Origin of the sequence: Pedobacter caeni, assembly GCF_900129215.1 — a bacterium.
Lineage (GTDB): Bacteria > Bacteroidota > Bacteroidia > Sphingobacteriales > Sphingobacteriaceae > Pedobacter > Pedobacter caeni.
In genome coordinates, this window is sequence record NZ_FQUQ01000005.1 from 121,340 (window position 1) to 139,731 (window position 18,392).

The following is an 18,392-nucleotide window of genomic DNA, read 5'->3' on the forward strand; positions in this document are numbered from 1 at the left end:
CTGGTGTTTAACTCAGATTTTGTAGTTCTTTAAACAGTTCTTTTTGCTTGTCGCTCAGGTCTGCAGGGATGCGGATGGTATAGGTGATGAACATGTTTCCAAATTCTCCTTCCTTTTTATATACAGGAAATCCTTTGTTTTTCAGCCTCACTTTTGTTCCGTTCTGTGTTCCGGCAGGGACTTTCAGTTTCACCTTTCCGTCCAGGGTTTCTATGGTTACCTCGCCACCAAGAATTGCAGTATAGAGGTCAATCTCCTGCTGGATATAAAGGTCGTTATTCAGTCTTTTAAACATGGCATCTTCTTCAATATTGATGGTGATGTAAAGGTCGCCGGCCGGGCCGTTGTTTACACCTGGGCCACCATGCCCGTTTAATTTAATCACCTGTTCATCTGCAATACCTGCCGGTATGGTAATCCTGATGTTCTTTCTGTTGACCGTTAAGGTTTGTTTATGGGTTTTATAGGCATCCCGGAGTTTCAGTTTTAGCGAAGCCTGATAATCCTGGCCTTTATATTTTATGCTGCTTCTTCCCGATCTTCCACTTCCTCCGCCAAACATGGATTCAAAGAAATCAGAGAAATCTCCTCCTGCACCAAAATCTGAACCGTCATATCCTCCTGAACCGCCGGAGAATGGGTTTTGACTGCGTCCTCTGGATTGCGATCGCTGCGCCTGCTCAAACTGTTCAGAGTTCTTCCAGTTAGCGCCGTATTCATCGTATTTTTTTCGTTTATCGGGGTCACTAAGCGCTTCATTTGCTTCATTGATTTCCTGAAACTTCTTGTTCGCTTCCTTGTCGTTGGGGTTGAGGTCCGGATGATATTTCCTTGCCAATTTTCTGTAGGCTTTTTTTATATCGTCCTGAGAAGCCTTTTTGTCAATACCCAGAATTTTATAATAGTCTATGAATGCCATGTCATAATTGATCTGTTCTCAAATTTAAGGTATTATTTTCTTGCTTTATCAAAAAGCAGCCGAATGATTTAACATCGTGTGTTGAGTACACTGGTTTTTTAAGTTATTATAATAAATTTGAGATACTAAATGATATGTAATCAAATATGGCAGAAGAAAAGAAAATTAGGGTATTGGTGGTGGGTTGTGGAAACATGGGGGTATCCCATGCTGCTGCTTATCACGAACTGGAAGGCTTTGAGATTTGCGGATTGGTGTCCAGAGGAGACAGTAAGACTTTGTTAAATGAGAAACTGGGTGGAGCTTACGCTTTGTTTAATGATTATGAGGAAGCTTTGGAAAGCACTAAACCTGATGCGGTCTGCATTTCTACGTATCCGGATACCCATGAGGTCTATGCCGTAAGGGCGATGGAGCAGGGTTGCCATGTATTTATAGAGAAGCCGCTGGCAGATAGCATGGAAGGGGCACAGCGGGTTGCTGACGCAGCGAAGAAGTACAATAAGAAGTTGCTGGTCGGTTATATATTAAGGTATCATCCATCCTGGAAAAAGTTTATTGAGCTTTCGCAGGGAATGGGAAAGCCATTGGTGATGCGGATGAATTTGAATCAGCAAAGTCAGGGATCCAAGTGGATGGTGCATCAGAATCTGATGAAAAGCCTGAGCCCCATTGTAGATTGCGGGGTGCATTATATTGATGTGATGTGTCAGATGACGCAATCGAAACCAGTGCAGGTCACGGCTATTGGTGCACGTTTAACAGATGATATTCCTGAAGACAATTATAATTATGGACAATTGCAGATCCGGTTTGAAGATGGTTCTGTGGGTTGGTATGAATCGGGTTGGGGCCCGATGATGAGTGATACTGCATTTTTTGTGAAAGATGTGATCGGGCCAAAAGGGGCAGTTTCTATTGTTGCAAAAGAAGCGGCTGCAGCAGGAAAGTCTGACCTGATTGATGCGCATACCAAAACAGAATCCATTAAGGTTCATTATGCTGATCTGGATGAGAAGGGGGTGTTTTCGCGAAAAGATGAATGGATTGACCTGAGGGATGAACCGGACCATCAGGAGCTTTGCAGCAGGGAGCAAAGGCATTTTCTCCGGGCGATTCTGGAGGATCTGGATCTGACGGAACCGACGCAGGATGCATTGAATAGTCTCAATGTAGCCTTTGCCAGTGATGAGTCTGTGAAAACAGGTGCAGTGGTCAGGATTAAATAACAGAAAGTCCATTGGAATACAACAAAAAGCCAGCCTCAGCGCTGGCTTTTTGTTTGTCACATAAATTCATGTTCTGTCAAATTTTTACTTAGTGTATTAAATTTTTGTTTTATGTTTTTATTTTGTGATTAAAAAGTGCTTTTGTTGAGGTTTTATTCACTAAAAAATATTTTTTTAATTTCGACTTAGTGTATTTATTTTTTTATATGTTTGTTTCAGAAGGTGTTGAAGGAGCTACAGATTAGGTCTTTAACAACTTTTATTTGCGATGGTAGTTCATGATGTCTTACGCTCTTAAAATTAATATATCTGAGTTTTTAAAAGGAAGCCTTTGTAGCTGATATCGCGGATTTTGATTTAATCAATTATTAAACTATAACAAACCATTTATGAGACATTTAAGGATATCACAATCCATTACCAACAGGAAGGTCGATTCACTGGAACGGTATTTAAATGAAATTGGAAAAATTGAACTACTCAGTTCAGAGGAAGAAGTTACAGTAGCGATGAGAGCCCGTGAGGGAGATGTGGAAGCATTTAACAAACTGATCAGGGCAAACCTGCGTTTTGTCGTTTCTGTTGCTAAAAATTATCAGGACCATGGCTTAAGACTTTCTGATGTGATTAGTGAGGGGAATAAGGGACTGATCAAGGCGGCATCACGATTCGATGTAACCAAAGGTTTTAAATTCATTTCTTTTGCGGTCTGGTGGATCCGCCAGTCTATCATCGCAGCCATTGCCTATCAAAAGCGTACGGTGCGTTTGCCAGGTAATCAGATTCTGGGGGTTACCAGGGCGCGAAAAGCAATAGATAAGCTGGTACAGCAATTGGAACGCACACCCAGTGTCAGCGAGGTTGCGGAGTGGATGGATATCCCGGAAGAAAGGGTCCTGGAATATGTTATAAATTCCCCACTGGCAACTTCATTGGATGCTTTAATCAGTGAGGACAGTGAGATGACGGTAAAGGATATGATCCCCAACGAAAATGCACCAAGGGCTGATCATAGATTACAGGAGGAATCCTTTTTGATCGATTTGAGGAGGCTTCTGAATATCCTCTCCAAAAGAGAGCAGAAAATTATGTTCTATTATTATGGCTTGTATGAACATCCGGTAGTTACACTTGATGACATGGTGTATATCTTTAAACTGAGTAAAGAAAGGATCCGTCAGCTCAAGGATCAGGCGTTAAAGACCTTAAGAACTAGCACAAAATCGGAGCTGCTCAGAGAGTATCTGTGCTAAAAACACCCCGATCATGCCTTATTTCGGGCCTCCAGCGTATTTTTTTTATTTTTTTTTAGGCTGTTTTGTTTATATATTTTACTGTTTTATCTAAACGAAATAGCCCTTTAAGGGCGGTTTTTATGGAAAAATAGGCTTTATGAATAAAAAAAGAGTCCTATCGATAAATATTCATTTGGTGGAAATCCAATAATTATTAACTTTAAAGCGTTATATCATATATTTAAAATCTTAAACGAAAGAAAAACATGGAAAAATTCTCGAAACTTAAAGAACTTATTGCAGGCGTTGAAGCTGATGCAGACAAATTTTATAATTCAGGAAACGGTGCTGCTGGTACAAGAGTACGTAAAGCAATGCAAGATCTAAAAGGCCTTGCTCAGGAGATCCGTACTGAAGTAACTGAGAAAAAAAACACGAAGTAATCTACTTTGAATGTCAGAAGAAAGGCCTGCAATTCGCAGGCCTTTCCTGTTTATAGCTATTCAGGATTTTATTTTCTAATTTTAAGGCTTCAGCCTTATGAGTCCTTTAGCGCAACAGCCCCAACGCAAGATTATACATATTGATATGGATTCGTTTTATGCTTCTGTAGAGCAGAGAGACGATCCTTCCCTCAGAGGGAAGCCTGTAGCTGTTGGTGGCGGACCCGAAGGCCGTGGAGGGGTGGTGGCTACTGCCAGTTACGAAGCCCGGGCATTTGGAGTGCATTCCGCAATGTCCTCTAAAAGGGCACAGCAACTCTGTCCTCATCTGATATTCGTTTATCCGAGATTTGCAGTCTATAAAGACGTTTCCAGGAAAATCCGGGAGATCTTTAGCCGGTATACAGACCTGATTGAACCTTTGTCATTAGATGAGGCCTATCTTGATGTCAGTGATGATAAACTGGGGATCGGATCGGCTATTGATATTGCCAAAGCCATCAAAACTGCAATTAAAGAAGAATTAAACCTGACCGCCTCTGCCGGTGTTTCAGTGAATAAGTTTGTGGCAAAAGTGGCTTCCAATATGAATAAACCGGATGGGCTGACCTTTATCGGACCCTCAAAAGTGGAAGCTTTTATTGCGCAGCTTCCGGTAGAAAAATTCCATGGGGTGGGGAAAGTGACTGCCGAAAAGATGAAAATCAGGGGCTTACATACAGGGGCTGATCTGAAGCAACTGACCGAAGCAGAGCTGGTACACCTTTTCGGGAAAAGTGGCCGTTTCTTTTATAAAATTGTAAGAGGTATCGATCACCGCCAGGTAGAACCCAATCAGGAGACAAAATCGATCGGTGCAGAAGATACCTTTTCTTACGACCTCGGGGAATTGTCCGAAATGAACCCTGAGCTGGACAGAATTGCCCTGATCGTATTTCAACGAATGAGCCTCTATAAGCTGTATGGAAGGACATTGACGGTGAAAATCAAGTTTAGTGATTTTAAACAGATTACCAGGAGCAAATCTTTTACCGAGGAAATTACCACGATAGCGATGATCAATGAAGTCTCCAGATCTTTACTGGCTTCGGCAGGACTGGAAGGAAGGAAAGTCAGGCTTTTGGGAATTTCCGTTTCGAACTTTGCAGCGGCACCAGATCATGGAACAGCTTATCAGCCCAGGCTCTTTCCATAGCATTATGATTTCCAGATTCATAGGGGAGAATGCTTTTCTCTAAATAATGTTGCCTGGTATTTAACTTAGGTCAGAAATCTGTAATAAGAGGATTTGTTTATAGGTTATTTATGTAAATTGAGCACAGCATCTAAAGACTAATGATATCCTATGCAATCCTTTGCAGATTTTTCTAATAATTATCTGACTGCGCCAGACCTGGCTTTTTTTAATAAGCTATTGCAGTTTCAGAGTGCTTATTATTCCACATTGCATAAGGATGAGGTGTTAGAGCAATTGTTGTCCGAGTTATGTGAAGTCACGCAGAGCAATTCTGCGGGTTTAATCAATAATAACAACAGGTTAGGGGATGTTTTCGTTAATAATGGCCAGGTTGGCCTACTGCATGCGACTTTAAAAAAGACGGGCAATATCCCCACAAAAGAGTATCAGATCAAAAAAATAGGCGAGCAAAGCATGCTGATCTGTAGCATCAGGGATGGAGAGGGGGTGGTAGGTCTGCTTTACTTCATTCGCTCAGGACCGCCTTTTACTGCTGAAAGTTATGGACTTATAAAGTCCGCTATACCTGTGTTGAGTGGAATACTGGCTTATATGAACCTCTCGGGAAAGATGGTCCCGGAGCTGAATATGCAGTTGAAAAGAACGGCCAGTTTGCAGGCCCTGATCGAATCCCTTGATGATATTATTCTGGAACTGGATGAAAATACTGTCATTAAAAAGGTATGGGTAAAAGATAAAACCAAGCTCTTTATGCCGCCAGAGCTTTTTATCGATAAAAGCCTGACCGAAGTAATGGGAGGTTTTGCCTATGTATTTATCGAATGTATTCAGGAACTGCTGATTACCGGAGAGCGGCAAGAGTGTGTCTATCCGGACTTCGACATCAACAAAGACCTGTGGTATTGTGCGAAATTTCAAAAGATTGATGCAGGGAAAGATGAAGAAGAGATCAGGGTCATCTGTGTAATTGAAGACATTACCGCCAAAAAGTTGATGAGCGACCAGCTACAACAAAATACGGTAGAACTGAAAAGGATCAATAACCTGCTCGATATCGGGCTTGATATTTCTAAAATGGGCGGTTGGGAATACCATTTGTACAGCAGGGAGCTTTTTGTGACCAGGCAAATCAACGACATTAAAGACCTGAACCATGAATTTGTACTCAACTATAAATCTATTCTTGATTATTTTGATCACGACAATAAGCTGATCTTGTTGAATACCCTGAATGAAGCTTTTAAAGAATCGCAGCCCTTTGATCTGGAGCTGGAGCTGACTTCTGCAATTAAAAATAAGAAATGGGTCAGAATTGCAGGAGTTCCGGTATTGGAAAATGGGACTGTTCAATCTTTCCGTGGGATTTTAAAAGACATCACACACAATAAAAAGAGTCAGGAAGAACTTATTGCTGCAAAAAACCTGGCAGAACAGGTGGCGAGAAAGAGAACGGAAATTCTATCGATCATGAGCCACGAAATACGTACCCCTTTAAATGGAATTATTGGCATTTGTAACCTGCTCAGTCAGACTGATTTTCCTGACCTTCAGGTCAAAGAATATGTGGATCACCTGAGCTTCTCCTCCAACCATTTGCTGAACCTCGTGAATGACATTCTGGACCTGGAAAAGATCGAAAATAAAAAGGTGGAACTCCATGAAACGGAAGGGGATCTTAGCTTTCTGGTGGGGAATATCGTGAAGCAGTTCCAGTCTATGGCAGAACTGAAAGGCCTGGAGCTGAAGTTTCATACCGATCAGCACATTCCGGGAACTATTGTCTTTGATGAACTCCGTCTGGGAAGAATCCTGAATAACCTCATTGGAAACGCCATTAAATTTACCGAAAAAGGGGAGGTTGTGGTAGAGCTGAAAGCGACAGCGTTCAATGAAGAAAGGGTGAAGGTGCGCTTCAAAGTGAAGGATACAGGGATTGGAATTCCGGAACACCTCCACAACCTGGTCTTTGATAAATTTCATCAGGTTCAGCAGGCCAGTCACAGGCAACAACAGGGGACGGGCCTTGGCTTAAGCATTACCAAAGGACTGGTGAGCCTGTTCAACAGCGAGATCTTTCTGAGCAGCAAGGTAAATGAAGGAACGGTATTTGAATTCGAAATCGAGTTTATGATCGTCAAAAAAACTGAATTACGTAAAGTACTGAAAGGGGAAGCACATAGCCGTCGTATTTTACCTGAATTGAAGTTGTTGATTGTGGATGATCATCCTGTGAATTTGTTGGTGGCAAAACGTCAGCTTGGAAATTTTGGAATTGAGGCCGAACAGGCAGATAATGGTTATACTGCATTAGCGATGTTGAATACCATGAATTTCGATATCATTTTAATCGATTTGCACATGCCTGGAATGGATGGGTACCAGCTGGCGAGAAAGGTTCAGGTAGATTATCCGCAAACAAAAGTGATCATTTTTACCGCAGATATTCTGGAAGAAGTGCGGATGAGGCTAGCGGAAATGGGAATTTTGTATGTACTGTCCAAACCTTTTAATCCCGATGAAATGCATCAGCTGCTGCTGGAGGTGATTAATAATAAGTCCTGAACGGCTATTTCATATCGCTCCATTCGGAAAGGCTGACCAGGATCGGCAATAGGGCTTTTCCTTTCTCAGACAGATGATAATCCACCCGTACGGGAACTTCCGCTATGATTTCTTTCCAAAGCAAGCCATCTCTTTCCAGTTCTTTCAGGCACTTGCCAAGGGTCTGGTCTGATATCCCGCCTAAAGCACTTTTTAATAAACTGAACCGGTTTGTCTCTTCAGAGATATGAATCAGAATCAGCGCCTTCCATCTTCCCGAAATGGTATCCAGAGCCGTATTAATTCTGCACGATTTTAATAAAAATGCCTTATTGAGGGCATTTGATGAGGTTTCTTTGATCATAGCTGAGTACTCACTTTTTTATGAGTTACTCCCAAATTAAGGAGTGATGGATAATTCTTTTTTTGTGCCGTAGGTTTGTGTAAGTGCAAATATAAGACCAAAATTAACATGAAAGCAATCGCATTAGAAGGCTTCGGAGATGTAGATCATTTCCGTCTTGCTGAAATAGAAATCCCCGTTCCGAAAGCGGAAGAAGTATTGGTAAAGATTAAAGCAGCGGGATTTAATCCCATAGATTATCAAATGAGACAGGGCCGCAGGGAGAAACAACTCATGACTTCAGCCATCCTGGGAAGGGAGCTGTCTGGTATAGTCGTTGGCATAGGTGATCAGGTAACCGGTTTTGCGCCCGGTGATGAAGTGATCGCAGCATCGGGAAGTAAAGGCTCGAACGGAAGTTATGCAGAATACATGGCGGTAACTCCCCTGGTAATGGCACATAAACCAGCAAATATCAGTTTTGAGGAAGCTGCAGCAATTCCTTCCGCAGGATTAACTGCATGGCAATGTTTTAAAAGAATGAATATACAAGCCGGACAAAAGGTGTTCATCAGCGGAGGATCCGGAGCTGTTGGAAGCTTCCTGATCCGGATTCTGAAACAACATGGGATTCATCAGATTTTTAGTATTGCCGGAAGTCAGAAAAGTACGGATGCTTTATATGCCCTTGGTCTGGAAGAAAATCAGGTGATCAATTACAAAACCAAAGATGTAGCAGCACAGCTGATTGCTGCGAATGAAGGAGCGTTGTTTGATGTTGTGGTAGAGATCGTTGGAGGGGAGAGCTCAGAAATCGCAGCTGAAGTATTGAAGGTATATGGAACTTATCTGGATGTGACCTTTTTAGCTACAGAACGGACAAGGGGATTACTCTTTGATAAAGGCTGTATGGTGATAAATATCTCCAATTATGCACATTCACTGGGAAACAATATGGCTTATTATGGAGAGGCGCTTCATCAGGTGGTGAAGTTGATCGATGCGGAAAAGATCAGTGCACCAGCAGTTCATGTGGTAGGCACATTAAGTTTGAAAACGGTTCAGGAGGCCCATCTGCTTATGGAAAATAATCAAGGGCAGGGCAGAAAAATTGTGATGACCGTGGATTAGACAATAATGCCTTGGCAAACGGGTCATTTTTAATAAAATGACTCGCTTGATTTAACATTCAGTGTTTGACACAATGCCATGATTTTGTGGGTATCTGCACGGTCGACGATGATGCCCTGTAAATTGTCACCATAGCTGTCGCCAAATGAAATGAGCTGATAGCCTTGTGGCATCGCCTTTAATAACTTGTTGATCCAGACGAAATACTCATCTGTAGAAGGGAACTGTCCGTAGGGGAAATCCGGAATGGGCCCTCCTTCGAATGGTTCCTGAACCTGCTCATGGAACTCATCTATTTTATCAGAGATGATGAAAAAGGCAATCAACTCGCTATAAATTGCCCAGGTTGTAATTCCTTCCGGATCTGTTTCCAGTAACCAGCTCATATCTCCATCTTCTTCGGAATAAATATATCCTTCCGGATCATGGTAAGCCCTGGTTACTACCTCAGTAATTCTGCTGATCTCCTCCTGATCCAACCTTTTATTTGCCAAAAGGGTGATGAGTTCTTTTATTAAATTTTGTTCTGTGCTCATATACTGTTAATCATTATCTCTAAAATTTCAGGTGGTTTATAACAATCTGATCGGACTTCCGGTCCATGCTGTTCCATTGGCCAGCTTTTCCCCTTTCATTACCAAAGAAAGTGGTTCCAGCTTCACATCATCGCCTATTTCGCTATCGTAAAGGATGATGGATCTGGAGCCTATACTGCATCTTGCTCCGATTTTTACGGTTCCGACTTTCATTACCCGGTCTTCGAAAAGATGGGTTTGAGGGCCGCAATCTTCATTTAATGCACTGTCATCGCCAATGCTGACCATGTCGTGCTCCGTGATGTCAGTCGTGTTCAGCCATACCCTTTTTCCAAACTTTACGCCAAAAAGGCTTAGCACCATAGGTAAAAACGGGGTTCCTTTCATGAAATCCAGAAGGAATGGAACTGCCAGTGCTTCATAGGTTGTGGTATTGGCTTCGCTGCGCCATACTTTATGGGTCCACATCGGATGTTGTTCTGCTTTAAATTTTCCTATGGAGATCCATTTGAGCAGGAGGGTAACGAGTAAAGAAGGCCCGCCCATATAGAACAAATAGTAAAATGGGAGTTTTGGTGTTTCTGCGAGGATCTGCATGATGTTGCGGTCTTTCACCAGGTCATGACAATAGGCGATAAACAAAACACTGCAGCAGATGATTACGGTTTCGGGCAGAATGATGCGGATTCCTTCAATAAGGAAACGGGCAGTTTTTCTACCCATAGATGGGTTTGTGGTCAGTGAGGAGGGGTAATCTCCACTGTCTTGTCTTTTAGGAAGGGAGATTGCCGGAGAGCCAAACCAGTCTTTTGCCTGGGTTTGGGTTAGCTGTTCTGCAGTGGGTGGAATGGATAAAACACCGATCAGCATGTCATCTCCCAGTTCATAGCCCTGTGGGATTAAGGCACTGTTTCCAACAAAACTTCGGTTTCCAACCCTGGTTCTTTCGAGGATCAGTTGTTGGCCGCGGATGTCTTCTTCTCCTAAGGTCACTGCATCTGCAATAAATGATTCATCTCCGATTTCCAGCATGGTATGTGTCACGTTGCTCGCCGTAGAAATCTCTGTATTTTTACCGATTTTTGCACCCAGCATTCTGAAAAAAGAAGAGATGTAAACCGTTGCATACAGCGGGTGAAGAACGATCAGAGAGGTAGAGATCAATTGATCTGACAACCATTTTCGGACATAGATCCAGCCATAAACAGGATAGGTTCCCGGTTTCATGTTGTACAATAATAACCTGGAAAGTACGACCGTTTCCAGGGTGTAAAGCGACAGGTATAAGATCGTCAGCAGGGGAATGTGAATGAAGTAATTGAAATTGTAATCCGGTGCCTGTGTATCCATGTAGTTTAAAATCTCTATCACCGGGATTAAGGGCAATAAGATCACTATAGGGAAGAGGACTAGTAAAACACTATAAAGAAAGCCATAACACTTCCTTTTGAAGCCGGAAACATATAATGGCTGCGGAAGTTCTTCCGGTGATTTATGGTCAACCCGCTCTGCAGGACTTCCTTTCCAGACTTCTCCGGGAGCAATGGTTTGTCCGCTTTGCAGGTGACTGAGGTCCTGAAGTTCTCCCCATGCCTCAATCGTGGTGCCTCCGGAAATCACTGCCCCGCTTCCGATATAAGCATGGTCGGCAATTCTGATCTTTCTTAATTTCAATAATCCGTTTTCTACGATTGCATTATTGAGAACTACTCCGGAACTGATGCTCGCATCACTTCCTATTTCTATTAAATCTTCCGCACCAACGGTAATGGAGCTGATTTGCGCGTCAGGCGACATTTTCATGCCCATCATCCTCAGGTAAAAAGGATACAATGGGGTGCCGTTCATAAACTGAAGAGGAACGAGCCGCTGCATGGATTTGACCAGCCAGTAGCGGAAGTAATAACTTCCCCAAAGCGGATAATCCCCTTCTTTTGTTTTGCCCAGTAAAATCCATTTGAACACAATGCTCAATAACGAAAATAGGGGGGCAATGAAGCAGAAGAGCAGCAGCGCAGTAAGGATTGCCCAGAAGGTATCTCCTTTATCAGTTTCGCTTTTCGCAACTTCATAGTAATAACCCAGATAGGGAACGAAAATCTGGGCGGCAAAAAGACCATAGATCACCAGTAAAGAAAAGCCTTGTGCAATGCCGCAGATCCAGTAACGCAGGGAGCTGATCTTATGAAAAGGTTCCTTCTCTTTTTGTAATTCGTTTTCCGCTTTTTCGGCCCCCAGTTCCCAGGTATGAATCAGCTTGCTGATCGGCCTGTTGGTGTAAATGTCTTTCAGTGAGGCCTGATGAACACCGCCTTCTTTTCTTAGCCAGGAGGAAAGTGAAGCCGCAAGGAGGGAATGCCCGCCAAGATCCATAAAGAAATCGTCTTCAGGGTTAATGGTTCTTCCGGGGAAGAGATGCGTCAATCCGGCCATCACCCTTTTGTCCAATGGATCGTCCGGATGGATCACAATGCTTTCTTCAGCTTTTACCTGCATCAATACCTCAGGAACAGGTAGTTCTTTCCTGTTGATTTTACCACTCGGAAGACGTGGCATCTTTTCCATTGCGACAATGACCAATGGCACCATATAAGGAGGCAGCACTTTTGCCAGTTCAATTCTGGACTGGTGCTCATCAAAGAGGGCATTTGCTTTGAGGGAAACATAGCCCACCAGTTGTTCCTGTTGGTTGGCATCTTTCTTTAGCGCCACTGCCGCAGCAGAAACACCTTCCAGCTCGTTGAGCTTAACTTCTATTTCTCCGAGCTCTATGCGGTAACCGCGAAGTTTCACCTGATCGTCCAGGCGGCCACGGAAATCAACACTTCCATCAGCATGCATGACAACGGCATCTCCGCTCAGATAAATCCTGTCGCCGGGAACTTCCTGAAGGGATTCCGGTTTATCCAGGAACTTTTCTGCGGTCAGGTCCGGGCGGTTCACATATCCGTTGCACACACCTGGCCCGGAAATGATCAGCTGTCCCTGTTCCCCAAAAGGAAGGAGCCGAAACTGATCGTCTACCACTGCAAGGTTATAATTGGGCAGGGGATTTCCAATGGTAATGGCATCACCTGGCCTTAAAGGAATCATGGTTGAGGTTACGGTTGTTTCTGTTGGCCCGTAACTGTTATAAAATACATTGTATCCGGGCTTGCTCCACCGGTTCAGCACCTGACTGGTACAGGCTTCCCCACCGGCATTAATTAAGCGGAGGCTTGGGATGTCATCGTCAATTACGGCGAGCAGGCTGGGCACTGCATGGAGTATACTTATTTTTTGTTCACGTAAAACATCACTCAGTTCATCAATAGATTTGGCGGTAGTGGCATCTGCAACCCAAATGGTGGCACCGGCAGAGAGGCTGATCCATGTTTCTTCACACCACATGTCAAATGATACAGAGAAACCCTGATAGACCCGGTCTTCGGCCATGATCTGAAGCACACTTTGTTCTGAACGGATCAGGTGGCAGATCTGACGGTGACTGATGGGAATTCCTTTCGGTTTTCCTGTACTTCCTGAAGTATACAATACATAAGCACGGTCATCAGGTAAGGCGGCTATCGAAAAAGGCTGTATTTCGGTGGGAAAGGCAGGGATGTCAAAGACAGGGCAGGAGTCTGTTTTCAGTGCATCGCTGAAACAGGCAGATGCCCCCACTTCTTTCATCACTATGTGTACCCGTTCTTCGGGCATTTCACGGTCCAGGGGGACATAGGCCGCGCCTGATTTTGCGATACCAAGAATGGCCACCTGTAATTCCATGCTCCTGGGCCACCAAAGTCCCACAGATTGCCCTCTTCCAATCCCTTTGGATTGAAGAAAAGCGGCAACGGCATCACTCCACTGGTCCAGCTGCTGGTAGGTTAATGACTGTTCATTAAATATTAAGGCTGTTTTCTGAGAATAGCTGGCTGCAGCCGACCTGAAAATATCACCTATTGTTTCTTCACGGATAAATTCCGGATGTACTTTGCCGATGACAATGCTCTTGGAATCCATTAAGCGTCATTAAAATTAATTCATCGAAATAACCGAAAATATTTGGTAAAACAATTAAAATTAAATGTTAAAAAAGAGGGCATGGTGTATAAAAGAAAAGCACCCACCTTTTCGGATGAATGCTGATATAAAAGAGTTGATGTTTAGTTGTTTATGCGAAATTTAACCATGAGCTGTCTGCTGAATAATCGTCGATTACCTTGACGCTATTGTCAAACTGGAAGGAAGCAATTAAAGCAGCGACTTCCTGTTTAACCATAATGATGCAGTTTTCAACCAGGTCTTTTCTGAATCCTTTTTTCTGTAAGTCCAGCACGTAACCGATGCAAATAACCCGGGTTAATACCTTACCCAGGTCTACCATTTTACGCTGTGAAAGGTTGTCTGCAAGTGAAAAAGAAAGGTCTTTTTTGAAATGCTGACAAGCTTCGGCAGTTAGCTGGAATACATTTAAGAAATCAAAAAGGTTTGATTGTTTCTGTTTCTTCATGGTTCTGGTGATCATCTCTGCGGTTTGGTTGTACAACATTTCATTGGAACCTTCAAAGATCTGGAAAGGCCTGCTGTCCATAATCCCACGGCCGCCAATATGGGTTGTTCTGTATCCGTTAGCTCCTGAAAGCTGAACCAGCAATTGAGCAGATTCCTGCATCAGGTCGGTCACCACCGCTTTCATGGTGTTTGCTTCCAGGCCTTCAGTGGCTAAATTGTGTTGAATTCCGCTGATCTCACTGCTGTGTGCACACATCGCTGAGCAAATGGTATAAGCTGATTGTATTCTTGAAATCTGGAACTGTACATTGTCTATGGCCATTAAATTACCGGCACCTACGATACGGCTATGGCAATGTTGCATGGCTTCGTCCAGCATTCTCTTGATGAAGCCCATTCCCATTCCAGGGAACTGCATTCTGCTTCGGTGAAGGATATCCAGCATCATTTTAATCCCGGTAGTTTCCGGGTTCAATCTGAAATTCTTTGGCACAACAAGATCGAGCTTATTTAATCCGTAAGGGATCATGTAAAGACCGGGATTATCAAAGTATTCCTCTACCACAATGTGTTGTTTTGGCTGAGTGATGTCACATAAAAAGAAATCAATATCCCTGCCCAGATCGCCATTTTCATTTGCATTTCTTGCAGCGATGATCCAGTAATCTGCCATCCCTGTAAGTCCCTGCCAGTGTTTGGTTCCTTTGATCTGATAGCCATTTTCCACCTCTTTAGAAGTTGTTTTCATGTTCAGGGCATCACTTCCGTAATCAGGTTCTGTGATCATGAGTCCCCCCATCTGTCCTTTCTCAAGGAAGTTGCTGAAGATCCCGGATTTTACTGATTCATCTGCATACTTGGAAACCGGCTCTAAGAAGAGGGCAATGTTGATTCCAAAAGTGAGTGATAACGGAAGAGATTCGTATGATGCAGCGGCTAAAACGCCCAGACATTCTTTAACGATACTTCCACGTCCTCCAAATTGAGTGGGAATAGCAACCGAAAGGGGTTGCTGGTCCATGATACCCTTCAATATTTCAGGAGGTAGACCTCTTTCCAGACTAAGTTTATCAATGTCAGACTGCACATGGAATAGATTTTTTAAAGTTTGCTCGAAGTCTTTGATGTAATCAGAAAACTTGATGTCGGTTAATGTCATATATAGAATACAAATATTTTAATAAGATCGTCTCGCAAATAAGTGAATATTTATCTAGAATCTTTATAAATAATAAACAATTTTTGCTGAATATCAAATTCAAAATAATGACAATGGGGCGAACTATAAAATGATCGCGGTCACATTGCTCTGATTTAGTATGATGAAGCAGGTCCCTATTCCTTATTACACAGCTATTTAATCCTGCCATTAGCTGTTATGAGAAGGGTATTCCTTCTTAAGCTCGCTAAAGAGAGTATGGAAATATACGGTTTAAATCAAAAGAATGGTAAGAATCTGCGATTTTTTTGGCCTTTAGCAATTTCTTATCTTTACAATTATGCAGGCAATTCCGACATTAAACACCGAACGGCTTATCCTGAAAGGAGTAAGCATCGCTGATGTAGCATCTTATACGAAGTATTTTGTGGACTACGATGTGGTTCGGTATTTATCCGATGAAGTGCCATGGCCATATCCTGAAAACGGGGTGAAAGATCACCTTGAAAAGGTGGTTTTACCTCAACAGGGAGATGGACATTGGGTATGGGGAATTTTCTTGAAAGAACAGCCGGATGAACTGATCGGTACAGTAGACCTGAGGAGAGAAGGGAAGCCTGAACACCGGGGTTTCTGGTTGGGGAAGCCGTTTTGGGGTAAAGGAATCATGACGGAAGCAAATGTTTCTGTGCTTGACTATGCTTTCGGAGCGCTTGGTTTTGAACGTTTGCTGTTTGCCAATGCAGTTGGGAATATTGGCTCCAGGAGAATTAAAGAGAAAACGGGCGCTCAGCTAATTGGCATTAGAGAGGCAGGATTTGTAGATCCACTCCTTAAGGAATGTGAAGTATGGGAACTGACCCCGGAGAACTGGCTGAAATTCAAAACCGCTAAGGCTTAGTTGCAGCATGTTTCCTGGTTTGCAATGAGGTTCTGACCTGGTTTATGAATCTGTAAATGGTTATGAATCTGCGATCTGGTTTTTGAGTTCCCGAAACTTTGCAGGAGTCTGATCCGTATGTTTCCTGAAAAAACTGATAAAATGGGTTGGTGCATCAAAGCGCAGGCCGTAGGCAATTTCAGAAACGCTCCGTCCGCTATGTCTTAAAAGAATTTTAGCTTCCTGAATAATCCGTTCTGAGATGCATTGGGTGGTGGTTTTTCCGGTAGTCATTTTAACCGCTCTGTTCAGGTGGTTTACATGTACCGATAAATGTGTGGCAAAATCCTGTGCTCTTCTCAGTTTCATTTCCTGCTGCAGGTCTGCTAAAGGGAACTGAAGGTCCAGCAACTCTGTAAACAGGCTGGCGATTCTGATATTGGCTCCTGAACCTTTTTCCCGGATCATTGCTGCGGGTTTCATTTTCATGACTTTGTGAACGAGTTCATAAACCAGGTTTCGCAATACGTCATATTTATAGGCGTAATCTGATTTGATTTCTTCTTCCATCTTTTCATAAATGAGAATGATTTCCTGCTGCTCTTTCTCGTTGAGAAAATAAATGGGATGGTCTTCGGGGCTAAATATGGGATAGGTTTTAAGCTGTCCGAACTGATGGAAAAAAGCTTCGGTGAATATGCAGAAGTATTCTGTTTGCGGGCCTTCCAGATTTTCCAGGTGGTAGGGGATCAGAGGGTTGGCAAACAACATGGCACTTTCCTTAATTTCAATTGTCTTATCGGCATAATAACACCTGTTTTTGCCAATGATGAGCTTGATCTTATAAAAGTTTTTCCTGCTGAAAGTTGTTGGAAATGCCTTGTGTCCCGTAAAATCACCTATCTTAAAAACGTTGAAATGTCCGATCTCATCGTTCAGGTTTTCCGGAATCCGGTTCAACTTATCCTGATAAAATTCTTCTAAACTATTGCTGTTCATCGCCTCAATTTTAATCATTATCTGAATGATAAAGTTACAGATTGTCTTTTTGTTTGATTTTTGACGCGGATTGTTTCTTTTGCGTCGTAAAGGGCTTTGTGATCGCCATTACTTTTGGAGCATGAAAAAAGAAGGAATGAAACTGACGGATTATAAGACATTGGGGAAATCAGGATTGAGGGTGAGTCCCCTGAGTCTGGGAACGATGACTTTTGGAGAAGACTGGGGCTGGGGGTCAAGTCCTGAAACTGCGTCGGCACTGATCTCAAGGTATACGGAGCTTGGAGGGAATGCAATCGACACAGCTAATGTGTATACCAAAGGGCATTCGGAAAAAATTATAGGAGAGCATCTGAAAAAGACTGCACTGAGAAGAGACAGTCTGGTGATTTCCAGTAAGTTCTTTTGCAATATGTATCCGGGGGATCCGAATGCGGGTGGGACGAGCAGGAAGGCGATCATTGAATCGCTGGAAAATTCATTGAGGCGATTACAAACGGATTATATTGATGTTTACTGGATGCATGCTTTTGATCCTTTTACGCCAATTGAAGAGACCATGTCGGCTTTAAATGATGTGGTACGCTCAGGAAAGGTCCGGTACATCGGGGTGTCGGATACGCCGGCATGGAAAGTAGCACAAGCCCAAATGATCACTGAATTTAGAGGCTGGCCTTCATTTATCGGCCTTCAGCTGGAATATTCCTTGTTAGAAAGGACAATAGAAGGTGAGTTGCTGCCTATGGCAGAGGAATTGGGGTTAGGCGTAATGCCCTGGTCGCCATTAAAAGAAGGTATTTTAAGTGGGAAGTATACCAGAAGTAATCAGGGAGAGGCGCAAAGTGGCAGAAATGGTTCCCGGCTTAACCTTGAGCTTTCCGATCACACCTATGGCATCATTGATCAGCTCCATGTGCTGGCTGAAGCAAAGGAATCCAGTCCCGCTGCCATAGCATTGGCATGGGTAATGGGTAGGGCCGGGGTAACATCAACGATAGTAGGGGCGAGAACGATGGGACAACTGAACCAAAATCTTCAGGCACTATCTGTAGTCCTGAATACGGAAGATGTGGCTTCCTTAGATCGTCTTACTGAACCTGTATTAAGTTTTCCCATTCCATTTCTCCGGGATGGGGCAAGGCATATGGCCCAGGCAGGTGCAAACATTAACAACAGGAGTTCTGTAGTTCCGGATTTATTGCCGGAAGACCTTGATGATGTTTATTAAATTCTGCAGCTACCTTTGCCTGTTAATGATCGTGCCTTCGGCTGATAATGATCA

General features: G+C 43.2%; 14 protein-coding genes. 8 read left to right on the top strand and 6 right to left on the bottom strand.

Features of this window, described 5'->3' with window-relative positions; genetic code table 11:
- Positions 1-7: 7 nt before the first annotated feature.
- Positions 8-919, bottom strand: a complete 912-nt coding sequence (locus tag BUC20_RS24435) for a DnaJ C-terminal domain-containing protein (RefSeq protein WP_073234295.1) — start codon at positions 917-919, stop codon at positions 8-10.
- A gap of 146 nt (positions 920-1,065) precedes the next feature.
- Here BUC20_RS24435 and BUC20_RS24440 point away from each other — a divergent pair, with 146 nt between their 5' ends.
- From BUC20_RS24440 to BUC20_RS24460, 5 genes are all read left to right on the top strand, one after another.
- The gene (locus tag BUC20_RS24440) at positions 1,066-2,148 is read left to right on the top strand and encodes a Gfo/Idh/MocA family protein (RefSeq protein WP_073234298.1); all 1,083 of its coding nucleotides are present in this window, start codon (positions 1,066-1,068) and stop codon (positions 2,146-2,148) included.
- Positions 2,149-2,537: 389 nt separating this feature from the next.
- Complete coding sequence (locus tag BUC20_RS24445; protein ID WP_073234300.1) at positions 2,538-3,401, top strand: sigma-70 family RNA polymerase sigma factor; 864 nt, start codon at positions 2,538-2,540, stop codon at positions 3,399-3,401.
- Positions 3,402-3,649: 248 nt separating this feature from the next.
- A complete protein-coding gene (locus BUC20_RS24450; RefSeq protein WP_069380607.1) occupies positions 3,650-3,826 on the top strand; it encodes a histone H1 in 177 nt (58 codons plus the stop codon).
- A gap of 145 nt (positions 3,827-3,971) precedes the next feature.
- Positions 3,972-5,021, top strand: coding sequence for a DNA polymerase IV (gene dinB, locus BUC20_RS24455; protein WP_234994590.1), 1,050 nt, complete (start codon positions 3,972-3,974; stop codon positions 5,019-5,021).
- A gap of 150 nt (positions 5,022-5,171) precedes the next feature.
- Positions 5,172-7,586, top strand: coding sequence for a response regulator (locus BUC20_RS24460; RefSeq protein WP_073234306.1), 2,415 nt, complete (start codon positions 5,172-5,174; stop codon positions 7,584-7,586).
- A gap of 4 nt (positions 7,587-7,590) precedes the next feature.
- On the opposite strand, the gene BUC20_RS24465 is transcribed toward BUC20_RS24460, so the two are convergent.
- Positions 7,591-7,929 carry a winged helix-turn-helix transcriptional regulator gene (locus tag BUC20_RS24465; protein WP_073234309.1) on the bottom strand — a complete coding sequence of 113 codons (339 nt, stop codon included), beginning with the start codon at positions 7,927-7,929 and terminating at the stop codon, positions 7,591-7,593.
- 108 nt (positions 7,930-8,037) lie between these two features.
- Between BUC20_RS24465 and BUC20_RS24470 the strand changes: the two genes are divergently transcribed.
- On the top strand, positions 8,038-9,039 hold the full coding sequence (locus BUC20_RS24470) for a quinone oxidoreductase family protein (RefSeq protein WP_073234312.1): 1,002 nt from the start codon (positions 8,038-8,040) through the stop codon (positions 9,037-9,039).
- 29 nt (positions 9,040-9,068) lie between these two features.
- Here BUC20_RS24470 and BUC20_RS24475 read toward each other — a convergent pair whose 3' ends face one another.
- From BUC20_RS24475 to BUC20_RS24485, 3 genes are all read right to left on the bottom strand, one after another.
- On the bottom strand, positions 9,069-9,575 hold the full coding sequence (locus BUC20_RS24475) for a hypothetical protein (protein WP_073234314.1): 507 nt from the start codon (positions 9,573-9,575) through the stop codon (positions 9,069-9,071).
- Positions 9,576-9,611: 36 nt separating this feature from the next.
- A complete protein-coding gene (locus tag BUC20_RS24480; RefSeq protein WP_073234317.1) occupies positions 9,612-13,580 on the bottom strand; it encodes a Pls/PosA family non-ribosomal peptide synthetase in 3,969 nt (1,322 codons plus the stop codon).
- Positions 13,581-13,731: 151 nt separating this feature from the next.
- Complete coding sequence (locus BUC20_RS24485; protein WP_073234320.1) at positions 13,732-15,231, bottom strand: acyl-CoA dehydrogenase family protein; 1,500 nt, start codon at positions 15,229-15,231, stop codon at positions 13,732-13,734.
- Positions 15,232-15,571: 340 nt separating this feature from the next.
- On the opposite strand from BUC20_RS24485, the gene BUC20_RS24490 reads away from it, so the two are divergent.
- Complete coding sequence (locus BUC20_RS24490) at positions 15,572-16,132, top strand: GNAT family N-acetyltransferase (protein WP_073234323.1); 561 nt, start codon at positions 15,572-15,574, stop codon at positions 16,130-16,132.
- Positions 16,133-16,192: 60 nt separating this feature from the next.
- Here the strand turns inward: BUC20_RS24490 and BUC20_RS24495 are convergent, their stop codons facing one another.
- Complete coding sequence (locus BUC20_RS24495) at positions 16,193-17,128, bottom strand: helix-turn-helix domain-containing protein (protein WP_234994591.1); 936 nt, start codon at positions 17,126-17,128, stop codon at positions 16,193-16,195.
- A 103-nt stretch (positions 17,129-17,231) separates the two neighbouring features.
- Here BUC20_RS24495 and BUC20_RS24500 point away from each other — a divergent pair, with 103 nt between their 5' ends.
- Complete coding sequence (locus BUC20_RS24500; RefSeq protein WP_200801010.1) at positions 17,232-18,338, top strand: aldo/keto reductase; 1,107 nt, start codon at positions 17,232-17,234, stop codon at positions 18,336-18,338.
- The last annotated feature ends 54 nt before the right edge of the window (positions 18,339-18,392 follow it).